We start from the raw sequence: 16,483 nt of genomic DNA, 5'->3' as shown, positions 1-16,483 counted from the left end.
GATATCCTTGAGAAATGTTGGGTCAGGCCGCGGACGGCACATGGTTTGAAGAAATCTGGGTTGGAGGCGTGAGAGCGGCGACGAGCCGGTCGAGTTCGGCCTCGTTACGGGCAGTGCCGCGCACATAGCGGTCCGGGCGGACCAGTGCGGCGATGATGCCGTGCTCGCGAAGCCAGTCGCCGATGCCCTCGGCATCGTCGCTGGTGAGGACTTTGATTCCGGCCTGCGACAGAGCCGGGCGCGATGAGTGCGTGGTCGCGCTCTCGACAAGGAGCACGTGGCCGTAACCGATCCGGTCGTCGCCGCGGCGGCCGTCCCGTAGCTCGAACTGCGGCGCGAGATGTCCGGCCAAGGGCAGCTCGCCGAGCGCGAGCCCGGGGCCGAGCAGGGGCTTTTTCACCTCGAGCTTCACCGGCGCATTCTCCCGGGCCTGGCCGGCGGCAAGGCCCGCTTCGATCGCCTTGGTGTTGATCACGCCGCCGAGACGGATGGCGAGCTCTATGAATTCGCGCACATGCGGCTGGCGTTCGCTCTGATAGGTGTCGAGCAGATCGGGTGCGGCGGCGCCCTGGATGATTGCGGCGAGCTTCCAGGCGAGGTTTGCGGCATCGCGGATTCCGGCGCACATGCCCTGGCCGAGGAAGGGCGGGGTCTGGTGCGCGGAATCGCCCGCGAGCAGCAATCGGCCGCTGCGCCATTGCTGTGCGATGACCGAATGGAACGTGTAGACCGCGGCGCGTTCGAGTTCGGCATCATCAGGCGTGATCCAGCGCGATAGCAGCTCCCAGGTCTTTGCCGGTTGCGCGATCTCTTGGGAATCCTCGTCCGGGAGAACCGTGATCTCCCAGCGGCGCCGCGTGCCGGTGCCGCGCACATAGGTCGCCGGACGCCTGGGATCGCAATGCTGGAGGCTGTAATCGCCGAGATCGTCGCGCGCGCGCTTGAGCAGCACGTCGATCACCAGCCAGCGCTCGTGGAAGCCGAGATCGTCCATGCCGGAGCCGATGAAGCGGCGGACCAGCGAGCGGGCGCCGTCGCAGCCGATCACATAGCCTGCGCGGACTTCGGTAAGTGTTCCGTTCGAGAGGTCTTCGTAGCGGACGCGCACGCCATACTCGTCCTGATCGAGCGCGAACACATCGCAGCGGTTGCGCAAGGTGACGTTGGGAAAGCGGGCAAGACCGCCGATCAGCACGTCCTCCAGATCGGGCTGGTGGAAGCGATAGCTGAGATGCCACCCCATCGGGGTCAATGTCTGCGGGCGCGACCAGTCCAGCAGCATCTTGCCGTTGGCGTCCAGAAACAGCATGCCGGGGCTGAGGATTGTCTGCGGCAGGATCGCGTCGGCTAAACCGATGGTCTGGAACACGCGCATGCATTCGTCGTCGAAATGCACGGCGCGCGGCAAATGATAGGTCCGCGCCTCGCGCTCCAGCACCAGCGTGCGAACGCCGCACAGGCCGAGCAAATTGGCGAGCGTGGCGCCGACCGGACCACGGCCCACGATCACGACATCGAACTCTTCGGGGACGGATTTATTTTGCATGGGGCTATCTCTTCCCCAAGCCATGCCGCCCATTCAACGCCGCCGCGCCAAGTGTCCGCCCAGCGGACGGATCCGCCTAGTCCTCAACCGGGATGGCCGCGGCCGTCTCCTGAAGCCGCGCTGCAAACTGCGCAATCGCCTCGTCGATCCCCAGCGCCGAGCGAATCCAGATGATGGAGATACAGCCGAACACGACGCCGCCCCGCACGATGGGAACGGCGATCGAAGCCGTCTTGGGATTATACTCGCCCTCGCTGCGAATCGCGTAACCCCGCGCCGACGTCTCGGCAATCATGCGATCGAGGCGGGCTTCGTCGAGAAAGGGGCGGTCGTCGGCCTCGTCGATGCGGCGCAGATGATTGACGATGAGGTCGCGCTCGCGGGCCGGGCAGGCGGCGAGATAGGCGCGGCCCGCGGACGTCCGCAGCATCGGCAGGCGCCTGCCGATCATGCCGCGGTCGATCGAGAGCGGGCTGCGGGAATGGGTGGTCTCCTGCACCACCATCGCCGCGTTCTCGTAAGTGGAGAGATCGACCGGCCAGACCAGATCCTTGCTGAGCTCGGCGAGATAAGGCGCCGCCGCCTGGCAGATCACCACGCCGGGATCATAGCCGTCGCCGAGGCTCAGCGCGCGGCGGGTGACGCGAAAACGATCGTCGCTGGCACTGCGGGCGATATAGCCGAGTTCCTCCAGAGTCTCGAGCAGGCGATAGACGGTGGGGCGGGGCAGGTCGAGCGCGCGGGCAACGTCGCCGGCACGGATGCCGCCTGAGCGATTGACCTCTCGCAGCACGTCGAGCCCGCGCTTGAAGGCGCGGACGCCTTCCGACTGCCGGGGGGCTGCCGTCCCCGTCCGCTCCTTGGACACTTCGCATTTCCTCCCTTGTGGCGCGCGGTCTCGCGATTATCGTTGCGAACGCGAAGCGATTGCGGAGCGCCACGTTAAGATCGTGGGCGGCCGGTATCAAGTTCGCCGCATTGCGGCACACGCGATGCCTTCGGGAGGAATTCGATGGAAATCACCGCGCTCGGCTATATCGCAATCAATTCATCGCAGCTCGACCAGTGGGGCCGGATGGCGACGGGACTGCTCGGCATGCAGCGGGTCGATCGCGGCGGCAAGATGTGCGCGTTCCGCATGGACGATCGCAAGCAGCGGCTGATCGTGGACGGCAGCAGCGATGCCGGCCTTGCGGTGATGGGATGGGAAGTTCCGTCCACGGCAGAGCTGGATCAATTGGCGGGACGGCTCGAAAGCCACGGCGTCAAGGTGACGCGCGGCTCGCGCGCGCTCGCTGACGAGCGGCATGTCGCCGAGCTGATTTCGTTCGCCGATCCCGCCGGCAACCGGCTGGAAGCTTTTTGCAAGCCGGAGCTTGCGTCCGAGCCCTTCAGGCCAGGCCGGCCGATCTCGGGCTTCCGTACCGGCGCGCTCGGCATGGGGCACGTCGTGCTCAATGTGGAGCACGTCGAGCCCCTGCTGCCGTTCTACCGCGACGTGCTCGGCTTCCACGTCTCGGATTTCGGACTGAAGCCGTACGGGCTGTACTTCTTCCACGTCAACGGTCGCCACCACAGCTTCGCGATGGTCGGCTCGGGGCGCAAGGCGATGCATCATTTCATGGTCGAGCTCGGCAGCCTCGACGATGTCGGACAAGGCTACGATCTCGCGCAGCTGGACGAAGGCCGCGTCGCCTACACGCTGGGCCGGCACACCAACGACCACATGACCTCGTTCTACGTGAACACCCCTTCCGGCTTCTTCATCGAATATGGCTGGGGCGCGCGCGTCATCGATCCCGAGACCTGGCAGCCGCATGAGACGTTCGACGGCCCGTCGCTGTGGGGCCACGAGCGCCTCCATATGTCGGAAGAACAGCGCAAGCGCCTGCGCGACATGCGGCTCGATGCGGCGGCGCGCGGCGTGCGCGTCGCCGATCCCCGCGTGCCGCCGCTTAACTGCGCGTGGCTGGACCACGTGGTCGCGCGCGAATGATCCGTGGTCGCGCGGCGTAGCCTGAACGCTCAGGCTTCGCCGAGATCGGGCTCGGTCAGCAGTCCCTGGCGCAGCGCGAGGCGGACCAGCTCGATGTCGGAGCCGACGCCGAGCTTGTCCTTGATCAGGGAATGCAGGTTTGCCACCGTCTTCGGGCTGACATGCAGCGTTTCGGCGATCTCCTCCGTCGTCCGCTCCGCGAGCAGCAACCGCATCACCTCGAACTCGCGGGCGGTGAGGACGTCGGCGGCCGAGCTTTCGCCGCCGAGCCGGCTCAGCGCCAACTCGTGGTCGATGTCGGGGCTGATGGCGATCTTGCCGGCGAGCACGTCCATCACGGCCCGCACCAGCGTTTCCGGCGGGCTGGTCTTGGTGACGTAACCCCTGGCGCCGGCGCGGATCGCCTGCACGGCGAAGCCCGCATTCTGATGCATGGTGAAGATGAGGATCCTGGCGCCCTTGTCCCATTGCCTGATCCGCCTGACCGCCTCGATGCCGCCGATACCGGGCATGCTCAAATCCATGATGACGAGGTCGGGTGTCTCGGATTTGTAAAGACGATAGGCCTCTGCGCCGTCGGCGGCCTCGGCGATGACGCGCAGGCCCGGCTGCTTTTGGAGCACGGAGCGATAACCCTCGCGGACCACCGAATGGTCGTCGACCAGCAGGATCGAGGCATCGGCCGCGCTCATGCCGCATGCTCCAGCACCTGCCGATCGGCGGCGGTGAGCGGAATGACGACGCGCAGCGCCGAGCCGCCGTTGGCAACGACTTCGAAGCTCATCCGGCCGCGCAAGGCCGCAACGCGCTCGCGCATGCCGAGCAGGCCCATGCCGGATTTGACCGACGCGTCGTTCGGCCGGCCGTCGTCGTCGATGGCAAGCGCGATCTCGTCTGCCGCCATCGTCAATTGCAGGTCCACCTTGGTGGCGCCGGCGTGCTTGGCGGCGTTGGTGAGCGCCTCCTGCACGATGCGGTAGAGGTTGGCGCTGATCGCGGCGGGCAGAGTCTCGACCGCGCCGTCGAAATGGATCGAAAAGCGCGTCTCGCCGCGGCTGCGTCCGTTCCAGCCCGCGACGAGGCCTTCCAGGCTCGCAACCAGCCCGAGCTCCTCGACGTCGGGCGGGCGCAGCCGGAACAGCGCGCCGCGCAACGTCTCCATCATGCTGGTCGCGGTCCGCGCGATGCCATCGCATTCGCCGAGCAAAGCGGGGCAGTCCTGCGCGGCGGTCTGGCGGGCGGAGGAGGCGAGGGCGCGGATCGCGGCCAGCGACTGGCCGAACTCGTCGTGCAGCTCGCGCGCCAGATGGCGGCGCTCGTCGTCCTGCAGCGCGATCAGCTTGCGCGTCAGCTCGCTGCGCTCGGCGAGCGCATTGTCGAGGCTTTCGGCGAGATGGTTGAAGCCGTCGCGGATCGCGGAGAGTTCGGCCAGATCGAACGGCGGCAGCCGCGCCGAGAGGTCGTTGGCGGCGATCCGCTCGAGGCCGGTGCGGATCAGGCGGGTCGGGCGCAGCGCGCGCGCCAGCGCGGCGTAGACCAGCAAGCACAGCAGCGGCAGCGCGATCGCAAACGCAATCATCAGGCGGCCGGCCTCGTGCCAGGCCTCCGCCGTCTGCACGGCCGGATCGACCGAAACCACAGTCTCGCCGAGCTTGGCGCCGCGCACGATCACGGGCCGTGCCGCTTCGCGGCCGGGGTCGAACAGGCTGCGATAGAAGGCCGCGAAGACCTGCGGCGACGGGCTCGCCGGGGCAGGCGCACCGCTACAGAATCGCTGCAGCATCTCGCCGCTCGGGCCACGGAAAGCCAGACACAGGCCGGGCGTCATCACATAGGCCGCGACGGGATCAAGGTTGGGAAAGTCGCGCGGGCCGGCCACCCACTGGATCTTGCCCTGTTGCAGCTCCAGCGACTTCGCCACGATCGCGGCGATGCCGTCGATGCGCGCGTGCACCGCGCGATCGGCCGCGATCAGGAAATAGGCGGAGATTGCGGCGAAGCAGGCGGCCGTTATGGCGGCCACGCGCAACGTCAGACGGACCTTGAGATCGAATCTCGGACGGTTCCACATCGGGCAGCACCTAGCGCGAACAGGCTTGTCGCCGCCGCATTAAACGGCAGAACGCCAGCCGCGCAAAGCGCCACACGTTACCGCAGTGCAACGACGTGAAATTTTCCCGGCGCTCACCGGGACGGCCCCTGTTGCAGGGTGTCAGGCTGCCGCCGAGATTTGCCAACCGCTCCATCTGCGAGGCCACGCTCATGCACCTCTCCCGGTTGATCCTTCCTGCTTTTCTCCTTGCTGTCCTCATGGGTGTCCGGCCTGCCGGCGCGGGCACCGAGGCGGCGGCCGCAGCACCGGCCGGCGTGTCGATCGAGGATTTCCAGTACCTGGATACGTCCGGCGAGCCGGTCGACCAGACCGCCGCCCACGAGAAGCAGCTGGGCGCGTTCATGGCCGCGCTGCGGCGGGATGTCGGGGCCGACAAGCGCTACCAGCTTACGCCCGCCGGGCAAGCCGATGCAAAATTCAAGGTCGTCGGCGGCGTCCAGAAGACGAGCACGCTGGTGCAATGGGCGCGGGTCGCCGTGATCGATACCGCGGCCAAGAAGGTCCTGTTCGAGAAGCTCTACACATTCCGCGGCGACAACGACGAGGCCTGGGACCGTGCCGAGGCGTTCCTCGCCCGCGAGGTCATTGCGGCGCTCGGCACGCCCGCGCCGGTCGCGCTTGCGGTGTTCGATTTCGAGCTGGAGGACATGACGGCCGCATCGGGGGGCACCTCGGCCGCTTCGGACGCATCGTACCTCGCCGAGACCACCGGCGGCGTGCGTGACGTGCTCGGCCAGTCCGGCCGCTACCGCATCGTCGACGTCGGCAGCGCGAGCGGCGAGGCGGCGAAGGCGCGCGCGTTACGCGACTGCGGCGGCTGCGAGGCCGCGATTGCAAAAGAGCTCGGCGCGGATCAATCGCTGATCGGCGTGGTGCGGCGGGTCAGCCGCACCGAATACACCTTCGGCTTCCAGGTGCGCGACGCCCGCACCGGCGCGGTGCTGGCGCGTGGCGACAGCGGCCTGCGCCTCGGCGCGGATTATTCGTGGAAACGGGGCGCGGTGCGGCTGGTCGGCGACCGGCTGATCGAGAGCCAGTAGGCCGCCGGCGCAGCTAATGAGACTCATCGCTCTTTAGATCTTTGTTTGAGCATGATCTTTTCGGAAAACCGCTGCACACTTTTCCGGATCATGCTCAGAAAGTAAGCTGCACCTTCATCGACTGCGAGCGGTCGCTGGCGAGCTCGAACGCGGCGACCGCGTTCTCGAACGGCATGGTGGCCGTGATCAACGGCTTCACGTCGATCAGGCCTTCGCCCATCAGGCGCACAGCGAGCTCGAATTCGGGATCGAAGCGGAAGGTGCCGCGGAGTTGCAATTCCTTGGCGACGATGGAATTGATCGGCAGCGTCATCTCGCCGCCGAGGCCGAGCTGCACCAGCGTCGCACCGGGACGGAGCACGTCGAGCGCGGTGCGCAGCGCCGCCTGATTGCCGGAGGCTTCGAACAGCGTGTCGAACACGCCTTTGCCGGCGCGCCAGGGATCGAGCGCGCTGGCATTGGCTGCGACATTGATGGCGTGCGTCGCGCCGAGTTTCCTGGCGACCGCGAGCGGCGCCTCGGCCACGTCGGTCACCACGATCTCGGCCGCGCCGCCGAAGCGCGACACCAGGATCATCAACGCGCCGATCGGGCCGCAACCCGTGATCAGCACGCGCTTGCCGAGCAGGGGGCCGGCCTGCTTGCCGGCATGCAGGCACACCGCGAGCGGCTCTGCGACCGCGGCTTCCGCCAGCGAGAGCTTGTCCGCGATCGGCACCGCCTGCGTGGCATCGACCGTGATGAACTCGCGGAAGCCGCCTTGCACATGAGGGAAGCGCATCGCACTGCCGAGGAAGCGCATGTCGAGGCACTGGTTGCGCATGCCTTCCTGGCAATGCAGGCACTGGCCGCACGGCCTGCTCGGATTGACCGCAACGCGCGTGCCCGGTTTCACGTCGGTGACGCCGTCACCGACGGCCGCGACCACGCCGGCGATCTCATGGCCCAGCGCCATCGGCTGCTGGATGCGCACCACGCCGAAGCCGCCGTGATGGTAGTAATGCAAATCGGAGCCGCAGATGCCGCCATTGGCGATCTTGACGCGGACTTCGCCCGGGCCGGGGGCCGGATCGGGATAATTGTCGATCCGGAGATCCTTCGGGGCGTGGATGACGACGGCGCGCATGGCTTGCTCCTGGTTCGCGGATCACATCGCGGCGATCATGCCGCCATCGACATAGATGATCTGGCCGTTGACATAGGTCGAGGCATCCGACGCCAGGAAGATCGCGGCACCGACCAACTCGTCCGGCTTGCCCCAGCGCTTGGAGGGGATGCGGCCCATCAGCCAGTTGTTAAAATCGGTGTTGTTGACCAGCGCCTCGTTCATGTCGGTCAGCATGTAGCCGGGGCCGATCGCGTTGGCCTGGATGCCGTGCTGGGCCCATTCCACCGCCATCGAGCGGGTGAGATTCTTGATGCCGCCCTTGGCCGCGGTGTAGGGCGCGATGGTGGGCCGGGCGAGCTCGCTGCCGAGCGAGCCGATATTGATGATCTTGCCGTGCTTGCGCGGGATCATGCGCTTGGCGGCCTCGCGGCCGATCACGAAGGCGCTGGTGAGGTTGGTCTCGATCACCTTGCGCCATTCGTCGGTGGTGAACTCCACCAGCGGCTTGCGGTGCTGGATGCCGGCATTGTTGACGACGATGTCGACCGCGATGTTCTTCTTGTCGAAGTCGTTGAACGCCGCGACGATTGCGGGCTCGTCGGTGACGTTGAAGGCTGCGCCTTCAGCCTGATGTCCGGCGGCCCGAAACTCGGCGACAGCCTGCTCGACTCGCTTGGGATCGACGCCGTTGACGATGATCTTCGCGCCGGCCTTGGCCATGCCTTCCGCGATGGCGCGGCCGAGGCCGCGGGAGGAGCCGGTCACGAGCGCCGTGCGCCCGGAGAGATCGAAAAGAGAGGTGCTCATGTCAGAAAGTCCTTAGACGTTGGAGCGGCGCACGGTGAGATCTGAGCGGTCGAATACGGCGGGCAGAAGGTCGACGCCGAGGCCTGGTCCCTCCATCGGATAGACAAAACCGTCCTTGATCACGGGCATGGTGGTGACGAGCTCATTGTACCAGCCCTTGTAGAAGGCGCGCACCGATTCCTGGATCAGGGTGTTGGGCTGGCTGAACGACATGTGGATGGCGGCGATGAAGCCGATCGGGCCGATGCAATCGTGCGGCGCGAAGGGCCGGTGATAGGTCTCGGCCATCGCCGCGATCTTGCGGCCCTCGGTGAGGCCGCCGGTCCAGCACAGATCCGCCATCACCACGTGCATGGCGTCGCGGTCGAGCATGTCCTTGTAGGGAAAGCGCGAGCCCAGCGTCTCGCTGGCGCAGACCCAGACGTCGGTCGAGCGGGCATATTCGGCCAGCGCCTGCGGCGAGTTCATCCGGATCGGGTCTTCGTACCAGGTCGGCTTGTAAGGCTCGAGCGCACGGGCGATCTGCTTGGCGGTCGGCAGATTCCACAGCGAGTGGAGCTCGACCATGATCTCCATCTTGTCGCCGACCGCTTTGCGGATCTTCTCGAACGGCTCGATCGCCTGCTTCATCTGCGCGGCGGTGATGTAAAGGCCCTTGTTCTCCTGCGCCGCCGGATCGAACGGCCAGATCTTCATCGCGGAGATGCCGCTTTCCAGCAGGCTCTCGGCCAGTGCATCGGCGTGATTCATGAAGCCATCAAGGTCTTCATAGGGGCCCTTGGACGCCCCGAGATTCCAGTTCGCGACCGGGCTGATATTGGTCGAGCGGACATATTGCGTGCCGGCGCAGGTGTTGTAGATGCGCTGCTTGTCGCGGCAGAGGCCGCCGAGCATCTGGTGCACCGGCTGACTACAGACCTTGCCGAACAGGTCCCACAGCGCGATGTCGATCGCGGACGCCGCGCGGTATTCGACGCCGGTGGAGGACTGCGCCATCGGCAGGTTCAGCATGTCGCGGTGGATGGCTTCGATGTGCAGGGGATTGCGGCCGAGCAGGCGGCCGGCAAAAGTGTCGTGGATCTGCGCCTCGACCGCGCCCGCGCCGTAGAAGGTCTCGCCGAGCCCGATCACGCCGGTGTCGGTGTGGATTCGCACCCAGATGACGTTGGAGAATTCCTCGGTGCGCAGGGTCTCGATCGAAGTGATCTTCACTGCAACAGTCCTCCCATGATAAGGCGCCTCGCGCCCGTCTTGTTGTTCGTGGCTATGCCGGTCAAAAGCGGCGATCCCGGCAGGCAGTCATACGCCCGCTTGTAATATATCACAACATGTTTTAAGGATATCACAAATAAGCCGCCGCTCGGCAGCGCGAGCAGGGTGGCAGGGAGGACAACATGGCACGGCGCAAGCGCGCGCTCGAAGTGGTGAGAAGCGACGATGACGGCGAGGGCAGGCCCTCCCGGCGCAATCGTCTCAACTTCTTCGAGCTGGCCTATCAGAGGATCGAGGAGCTCCTCGTTCATTGCGAGCTCAAGCCCGGTCAGTTCATGACCATGCTGGAATTGCAGCAGATCACCGGCTTCGGGCGCACGCCGGTGCACCACGCCGTCAATCGTCTGTCCGCCGATACGCTCATCATCATCCGTCCGCGCCACGGCCTGCACATTGCCCCGATCGACCTTGCACGCGAACGCATGCTGCTGGCCTTGCGCCGCGACATGGAGCGGTTCGTGATCCGCCTTGCGGCCGATCGCGCCAGCCTCTCGCATCGCAATCAGGCGCTGCATATCGAACGTCTCCTGCGCGAGCGCCGCGCCAGCCTGACCCTCGACGAATTCAACAGCATCGACCGCCGCATCGACGCGCTGGTGCTGGAAGCCGCCGGCGAGCCGTTCCTGGTGCACACGCTGCGGCCGCTGCACACGCTGTACCGGCGCATCGGCTACATCCACCACCGCTTCATGCCGGGGCAGGCCGATCTGTCGGGCACGATCGATTGTCATCTCGCCATTCTCGCCGCGGTGGCCAGCCGCCGCGTCGATGATGCGGTGAAGGCGAGCGATGCGCTGATCGACTACATGGGCGAGATATTCACCGGCATGGAAGCGGGGATCGATCCGCGCCTGCTCGATTGCAGCATCGAGCCGCTGCTCGGCACGTAGCAAGTTTTGAAAAGAGGACCAAGCATGACAACGATGGCGATGCCACAACCGACCGCGAGCGAAGCCGCGGTCCGCTACCTCATCACGAACTACAGTCCCAAGGGCAACAAGGTCGGCTGGCTGATGATGGCCTCGATCCTGGTCGAAGCCTGGGACCTCTATTCGATCGCCTTCGTGCTGATCTTCATCAAGGAGCAGTACAATCCCACGGCGCTGATGCTGGGCCTTGCCGCGGCGGGCACGCAGGGCGGTGCCCTGATCGGTGCGCTGCTGGGCGGCTGGCTGTCCGACAAGATCGGCCGCCGCGTCATGTTCCTGGTGACGATGGTGATGTTCATCGTGCTGGCGCTGGCGCAGGCCTTCGTGCCTGACGTCACCTGGCTCATCGTGATCCGCTTCCTGCTCGGCATCCCGCTCGGCTCGGACATCTCGACCGGCTACACCTACATCATGGAATCCATGGCCAAGGGCGAGCGCGAGGTCATGGGCAATCGCTGGCAATTCATGTTCGCGGTCGGCGAGGTCCTGACCATCGGCGTCATCGTGATCTTCCTCTTGATCGACATGCAGCACGAGATGCTGTGGCGCGTCACGCTCGGCCTAGGCGCGGTGCCGGCGCTGATCATCCTTCTGATGCGCCACGATGTGCCGGAGACGGCGGTGTGGCTGGTGCAGAAGGGCCGTTACCGCGAGGCCAAGCAGGTCGCGCGCGAGATGTTCAACGACAATCTCGACATGCTGCCGAATCATGACGTGGTGGTTCCCAAAACCAGCACCCGTGCGTTCCTCGCCGACCTCAAGAAGGACCCGATTCGCTGGCGCGCCACGCTGTATGGCTGGATCGCCTGTTTCACCCAGGCGAGCGAGTTCTCGACCTTCGCGTTCTATTTGCCGGTGCTGTTCGTGATGGTCGGCGTGTCGAGCGTGCTCGGCATCAACCTGGTGACGATGGCGCTGTTCTCCTTCGCCGCTTTGTCGGGCTGGGTCGGGCCGCTGCTGACGCCGAAGATCGGCCACCGCGGCATCGCGATCGCCGGCTTCTCGATCGTGCTGGCCTCGCTATTGGTCGCGGCCTTCGCGCTCTACACCGATAACAAGATCCTGCTGCCGTTCGCAGCCGCCGCGATGCTGTGGGGCCATTACTGGGACGCGTCGAACTGCATGACGATCCCGACCATGGTCGCCAAGCCGAAATATCGCGGCACCGCCAGCGGCTTCGCCTACATGTTCGTGAAGCTGCCGTCGTTCCTGGCGATTTTCCTGTTCCCGACGGTGTTCGCCGCGATCGGGCAGGCGAATGCCACGCTGATGGTCGCGATCTTCCCGCTGATCGGATTGCTCGCCGCGATCTTCATCCTGCCGGAAGTCTACGGCTACGAGAACGACTGACGATGCGCCACCCGGTCGCGGCGTCGTCGCCGCGATCGGGACTGATTTCGGAACGCTGGGGCCGGCGACTACGGGCTCAGGAAGACCGGATCGATGCCCATTCCATGGCCGAGCAGGCCGAGCGCCTGAAGCTGGGCGGAGTGGAGGTCGACCTCCACGATGACAAACAGTGTGAACAACGCCACTGCGGAGAAGACCAGCAGGGGATGGGCCGTCTCGACACCGCTCTCGCTCGCTGCGGTGAGGCTGCGGATCGCGCGACGCAGAAAGGAGCTCTGCGGCAACGCTTTCGATTGGATCTGCATGATGGTCCTTCCTTGCCGCGCACTATCGATCTGATTTGCGCGACAATGGAATTCTAGCCGCAGCGTCGCTGCCGGCATTGACGCACCGCAAATAGCTTGCGCTTAATTTCGAAGGTCGGAGCCTGCGTTACCTGATGGCCGCCGCCAGTGCCGCGATCAAGGCGGGCGGCGTCACCAGCAGGCCGAGCTTGAGGAACGGCCAGGCGCCGACCTCGATCTTCTCCCGCCGGAGCGCGACCAGCCAGAGAATGGTGGCGAGCGAGCCCGTCACCGACAGATTGGGGCCGAGGTCGACGCCGATCAGGATGGCGCTGACGACCGGCGCGGGCAGATGGTCGCTGGCGGCGACCGAGCCAGCGACGAGGCCCACGGGCAAATTGTTGGCGATGTTGGTCGCGATTGCGGTCGCGATGCCGACGCTCCAGGCGGCTTGCGGGACGGATTGCGCGACTGCTTCATGCAGTAGCGCGCTGAGTCGTCCGATCACGCCGGTCTTCACCAGCGCCTCCACCATGACGAAGAGCCCGCCGACCAGCGGCAGCACGCTCCAGGACACGCCGCGCAGCACGGGCAAGGGCGATTGTCGGCTGAGCAGCAGCACGATCGCGGCTGTCACGCCGCCGCAGATGAAGGTCGGCAGGCCCAGCTGCTTGTCCAGCGCAGACGCCGTGATCAGCACGGCGCCGATCGCGACGATGCCGATCGCCGTCAGCTTGCCGCCTTGGCCGAGCTTGGGATGCGGCACGCGGCGCGCAATCGTCTCCTCCTTCAGGGCCCGGTGCTGGGTCAGGCGCAGCACGATGTAGGTCAGCAGGATCGACGCCACCGAGGGCAGGGCGAACATACGCAGCCATTCCGTCAGGTGCGGCATACGCGCACCGAACACGACGAGATTGGCGGGGTTGGAGATCGGCAGCACGAAGCTCGCGGCATTCGCGATGAAGGCGCAGACGAAGAGATAGGGCAGTGGCTTGGCGCCGGCTGCGCGCGTCGCGGCATAGACGGCGGGCGTCAGCACGATCGCGGTGGCATCGTTGGAGAGCAGCACCGTCACGAGCGTGCCGACGAGATAGATCAGCAGGAACAGCCGCTGCGGCGAGCCGGCCGCGTATTCGACCGCGAGCGCGGCGAGATAGTCGAACAGGCCCTCGAGGCGCGCGAGCTCGGCGATCAGCATCATGCCGATCAGGAAGAGATAGACGTCGAGGCCTTTTTCGATGCCGGCAAGCGCGTCTTGCCACGGCAGCAAGCCTGATAGCACCAGGGCGCTCGCGCCGATCACCGCCCAGACCGCCTCGGGCAGGCGAAAGGGGCGGATGATGACGCCTGCTGTCGCGACTACGATGATGCTCCAGGCCCAGATGGCGTCAGACGGCACGGTCGGCAAGTTGATCTCCGGAAAACCGCTCCTGACTACCGTGCCCCGGATCGATCCGCCAGCCTCAAATCTCGGCTCGCGTCACCGCGCCACCGATAGCTTCTCCGTGATCGCCTTGCGCAGGATGCGTGACAGCGATTCCACCGAATACGGCTTCTGGATCAATTCGAAACCGCGATGGGCGTTTTCGGCGAGCACGTTGCTGTAGCCGGAGGTGAGCACCACGGGCAGGCCCGGATAGCGCTCGCGGATGATGCCGGCGAGCTCGACGCCGTTCATGCCGGGCATGATGACGTCGGAGAACACGAGGTCGACGGCAAATTCGTTCTCGCCGAGGATCGCCAGCGCGGCGTTGGCGTTGGCGACGCGGCGAACGACGTAGCCGAGATCTTCCAGCAGCTCGGTGGAGAAGCGGCCGACCTCGTCGTCGTCCTCGACCACGAGCACGCGATAGCCGCGCCCGGTGGCCGCCGCCTCATGCGTCAGTGCCGCGGCCTCCTTGTCGGTCGCGGGGCTTTGTGCCTGCGGCAGATAGATGGTGAAGGTCGCGCCTTTGCCCTGGGTGCTCGTCACCGCGACGTCGCCCTCGGACTGCTTGGCGAAACCAAAAGCCTGGCTGAGGCCGAGGCCGGTGCCCTTGCCGACCTCCTTGGTGGTGAAAAACGGCTCGAAGATCGAGTCGAGATGTTCCGGCGCGATGCCGCTGCCGGTGTCAGTGACGGAGATCGCGACGTAGTCGCCGCCGCGCGCCGATTGCGCCCGCAGGCTGGGAATCCCGGAGACCTTGCGCACGGCGATGATCAGGCGGCCTTCGCCGTTCATGGCATCTCGGGCGTTGATGGCGAGGTTGATCAGCGCGGCCTCGAACTGGGCGATGTCGGCGACGGTGAAGCAGTCGGCATCGTGAATCTCCACCGCGATGTCGATACGGCCGCCGACCAGCGGCCGGACCAGCTGCGCCACGCCCTCGACCTGGCTGCCGACGTTAAAGATCTGCGGCTTCAGCGGCTGCCGGCGCGCGAACGCCAGAAGCTGAGCGGTCAGTTTGGAGGCGCGCTCGACGGTCTCGGAGATGGCATCGACATAGCGGCGGCGGCGCTCCTCCGGCAGCTCGCGGCGGCGCAGGAAATCGGTGGCCGAGCGGATGATGGTGAGGAGATTGTTGAAGTCGTGGGCGACACCGCCGGTGAGCTGGCCGATCGCCTCCATCTTCTGCGACTGCCGCAGCGCTTCCTCGCCGCGCCGGCGTTCGGTAATGTCGACGGCTTCAGGGACGGCGCCGGTAATGTTGCCGTGACGGTCCAGCACGGGGCGCATGCCGAAGTCGAAATCGCGCTCGCCGATGGGAAGGCGCAGCCGCATCTCCAGCCGCACGGCTTCGCCCTTGAGCACGGTGTGGAAGGCTTCGCGCACCAGCGCGCTCATGCCCTCCGTCGCGCTGAACCAGGGCGTCTCCCACAACGGCTTTCCGATCACATCCGACGAGCTCGCCCCGATGCCGTCGAGTGCGGTGTTGTTGGCGTAAAGCAGCTCGCCCCTGAGATTGACCAGGCCTTGATACTGGTTGCTGGTCTCCAGGATCGCGCGCAGTCGCGCCTCGTTGGATTCGAGCTGGGCGGTGCGCTCGGCGATGCGCTCTTCCAGCGTCTCGTTGAGCCGCCTGAGCTCGATCTCGGCCTGCTTGGCGACGGTGATATCGTGGGCGACGCCGATGAAGCCGATATGCTTGCCGGTCGGGTCCCAGCGCGGCTGCGATTCCGAGCGTAGCCAGCGCCATTCGCCGCTGGCATTCTTGTAGCGCGCTTCCAGCACGAAGGGCTTGAGTGACGCTTCACCCTGGACCGATTGCTGCAGCACGTGCGGCAGGTCGTCGGGGTGCAGCACCTTGCGCCAGTCGAAGTCGATGGCCTGATCGTAGGGCAGGCCGACGAAATCGACATAGGCCTGGTTGGCGAAGGAGCGCTTGCGATCGAGCTTGGTCACCCAGATCGGCACCGGCGCGCTGTCGGCGATCAGCCGAAAGCGCTCCTCGCTCTCGCGCAGCGTCTCGCGCGCGAGCGCCTGGTCGGTCATGTCGATATGGGCGCCGACGAGGCGGATGGCGCGGCCGTCCTTGTCGCGCTCGATCTTGGCGACGACCCGGATCCAGCGGGTTTCGCCGTCATTGGGGCGGACGATGCGGTACTCGGCGCTGTAGTCTTCGCTCGTACCGGCGAGAGCCTCGATGAAGTGCTTGACGGTGGCGTCGCGGTCGTCGGGATGGATGCGATTGACCCAATCCTCGTGCGATTCCTCCGCAGCCTCCGGCGGCAGGCCGTGGATCATGAGGTATTCGGGCGAGCGGCGGTTCTTGAAGCCTTCGCGAAAATCGACCTCGACGCCGCCGACCTTGCCGATGCGCTGGATGCGCGCCAGCTCGGCCTCGCGCTCCTGGAGCGCGCGATAGGCGTTGTCGCGCTCGCGCGCGACGTCTTCGAGGTGTTGGCGCAGCCTTTCGGCAGCGATGGTCTCGGGCAAGGGATCGTTCAAGGCATCGGCCGTTGTCATGCGGGAGCGCACGTGCCGGACCGATATTCACACAGACGGAGCGTGATGGCCATTGTTTAGAGGGATTGGGCTTGGAAAGGCGCCATGAAACG

Annotated in this window: 14 protein-coding genes; 4 read left to right on the top strand and 10 right to left on the bottom strand. The window is 66.0% G+C overall.

Annotated elements, in window-relative coordinates; genetic code table 11:
- Positions 1–22: 22 nt before the first annotated feature.
- Both GGD65_RS05240 and GGD65_RS05235 read right to left on the bottom strand, forming a co-directional pair.
- Complete coding sequence (locus GGD65_RS05240) at positions 23–1,546, bottom strand: bifunctional 3-(3-hydroxy-phenyl)propionate/3-hydroxycinnamic acid hydroxylase (protein ID WP_183234574.1); 1,524 nt, start codon at positions 1,544–1,546, stop codon at positions 23–25.
- A gap of 76 nt (positions 1,547–1,622) precedes the next feature.
- Complete coding sequence (locus GGD65_RS05235; protein WP_183234573.1) at positions 1,623–2,414, bottom strand: DNA-binding transcriptional regulator; 792 nt, start codon at positions 2,412–2,414, stop codon at positions 1,623–1,625.
- A gap of 144 nt (positions 2,415–2,558) precedes the next feature.
- Between GGD65_RS05235 and GGD65_RS05230 the strand changes: the two genes are divergently transcribed.
- Positions 2,559–3,542, top strand: a complete 984-nt coding sequence (locus GGD65_RS05230) for a VOC family protein (RefSeq protein ID WP_183234572.1) — start codon at positions 2,559–2,561, stop codon at positions 3,540–3,542.
- Positions 3,543–3,571: 29 nt separating this feature from the next.
- Here GGD65_RS05230 and GGD65_RS05225 read toward each other — a convergent pair whose 3' ends face one another.
- A complete protein-coding gene (locus GGD65_RS05225) occupies positions 3,572–4,234 on the bottom strand; it encodes a response regulator transcription factor (RefSeq protein WP_018320653.1) in 663 nt (220 codons plus the stop codon).
- Entirely contained in the window at positions 4,231–5,613 is a 1,383-nt protein-coding gene (locus tag GGD65_RS05220) for a sensor histidine kinase (protein ID WP_183234571.1), read from the bottom strand. Before GGD65_RS05220 ends, GGD65_RS05225 begins: the two co-directional genes overlap by 4 nt.
- A gap of 191 nt (positions 5,614–5,804) precedes the next feature.
- Between GGD65_RS05220 and GGD65_RS05215 the strand changes: the two genes are divergently transcribed.
- Positions 5,805–6,695, top strand: a complete 891-nt coding sequence (locus GGD65_RS05215) for a DUF3280 domain-containing protein (RefSeq protein WP_183234570.1) — start codon at positions 5,805–5,807, stop codon at positions 6,693–6,695.
- A 94-nt stretch (positions 6,696–6,789) separates the two neighbouring features.
- Here the strand turns inward: GGD65_RS05215 and GGD65_RS05210 are convergent, their stop codons facing one another.
- The 3 genes from GGD65_RS05210 to GGD65_RS05200 are packed head-to-tail and all read right to left on the bottom strand — an operon-like array spanning position 6,790 to position 9,822.
- Complete coding sequence (locus tag GGD65_RS05210; RefSeq protein WP_179738502.1) at positions 6,790–7,821, bottom strand: L-idonate 5-dehydrogenase; 1,032 nt, start codon at positions 7,819–7,821, stop codon at positions 6,790–6,792.
- 21 nt (positions 7,822–7,842) lie between these two features.
- A complete protein-coding gene (locus GGD65_RS05205) occupies positions 7,843–8,610 on the bottom strand; it encodes a glucose 1-dehydrogenase (protein ID WP_091957176.1) in 768 nt (255 codons plus the stop codon).
- Between the two features lie 12 nt (positions 8,611–8,622).
- Complete coding sequence (locus tag GGD65_RS05200) at positions 8,623–9,822, bottom strand: mandelate racemase/muconate lactonizing enzyme family protein (RefSeq protein ID WP_183234569.1); 1,200 nt, start codon at positions 9,820–9,822, stop codon at positions 8,623–8,625.
- A gap of 182 nt (positions 9,823–10,004) precedes the next feature.
- Between GGD65_RS05200 and GGD65_RS05195 the strand changes: the two genes are divergently transcribed.
- Together GGD65_RS05195 and GGD65_RS05190 are read left to right on the top strand one after the other, a co-directional pair.
- Entirely contained in the window at positions 10,005–10,772 is a 768-nt protein-coding gene (locus GGD65_RS05195; RefSeq protein WP_018320647.1) for a GntR family transcriptional regulator, read from the top strand.
- A 24-nt stretch (positions 10,773–10,796) separates the two neighbouring features.
- Entirely contained in the window at positions 10,797–12,161 is a 1,365-nt protein-coding gene (locus tag GGD65_RS05190; protein WP_183234568.1) for an MFS transporter, read from the top strand.
- 68 nt (positions 12,162–12,229) lie between these two features.
- On the opposite strand, the gene GGD65_RS05185 is transcribed toward GGD65_RS05190, so the two are convergent.
- From GGD65_RS05185 to GGD65_RS05175, 3 genes are all read right to left on the bottom strand, one after another.
- Entirely contained in the window at positions 12,230–12,466 is a 237-nt protein-coding gene (locus GGD65_RS05185) for a hypothetical protein (protein WP_026202394.1), read from the bottom strand.
- Between the two features lie 127 nt (positions 12,467–12,593).
- Positions 12,594–13,844: an arsenic transporter gene (locus GGD65_RS05180; protein WP_183234956.1), complete on the bottom strand. Its 1,251-nt coding sequence runs from the start codon at positions 13,842–13,844 to the stop codon at positions 12,594–12,596.
- Between the two features lie 81 nt (positions 13,845–13,925).
- The gene (locus GGD65_RS05175; protein ID WP_183234567.1) at positions 13,926–16,403 is read right to left on the bottom strand and encodes a PAS domain-containing sensor histidine kinase; all 2,478 of its coding nucleotides are present in this window, start codon (positions 16,401–16,403) and stop codon (positions 13,926–13,928) included.
- Positions 16,404–16,483 lie beyond the last annotated feature (80 nt).

The organism is Bradyrhizobium sp. CIR18 (genome assembly GCF_014198295.1).
Classification (GTDB): Bacteria; Pseudomonadota; Alphaproteobacteria; order Rhizobiales; family Xanthobacteraceae; genus Bradyrhizobium.
This window is presented reverse-complemented; position numbering and strand designations above follow the sequence as displayed.

Coding starts and splice junctions, on each gene's coding strand:
- GGD65_RS05240 (WP_183234574.1), bottom strand. CDS start 1,546: ATGCAAAATAAATCCGTCCCCGAAGAGTTCGATGTCGTGATCGTGGGC.
- GGD65_RS05230 (WP_183234572.1), top strand. CDS start 2,559: ATGGAAATCACCGCGCTCGGCTATATCGCAATCAATTCATCGCAGCTC.
- GGD65_RS05225 (WP_018320653.1), bottom strand. CDS start 4,234: ATGAGCGCGGCCGATGCCTCGATCCTGCTGGTCGACGACCATTCGGTG.
- GGD65_RS05220 (WP_183234571.1), bottom strand. CDS start 5,613: ATGTGGAACCGTCCGAGATTCGATCTCAAGGTCCGTCTGACGTTGCGC.
- GGD65_RS05215 (WP_183234570.1), top strand. CDS start 5,805: ATGCACCTCTCCCGGTTGATCCTTCCTGCTTTTCTCCTTGCTGTCCTC.
- GGD65_RS05210 (WP_179738502.1), bottom strand. CDS start 7,821: ATGCGCGCCGTCGTCATCCACGCCCCGAAGGATCTCCGGATCGACAAT.
- GGD65_RS05205 (WP_091957176.1), bottom strand. CDS start 8,610: ATGAGCACCTCTCTTTTCGATCTCTCCGGGCGCACGGCGCTCGTGACC.
- GGD65_RS05195 (WP_018320647.1), top strand. CDS start 10,005: ATGGCACGGCGCAAGCGCGCGCTCGAAGTGGTGAGAAGCGACGATGAC.
- GGD65_RS05190 (WP_183234568.1), top strand. CDS start 10,797: ATGACAACGATGGCGATGCCACAACCGACCGCGAGCGAAGCCGCGGTC.
- GGD65_RS05185 (WP_026202394.1), bottom strand. CDS start 12,466: ATGCAGATCCAATCGAAAGCGTTGCCGCAGAGCTCCTTTCTGCGTCGC.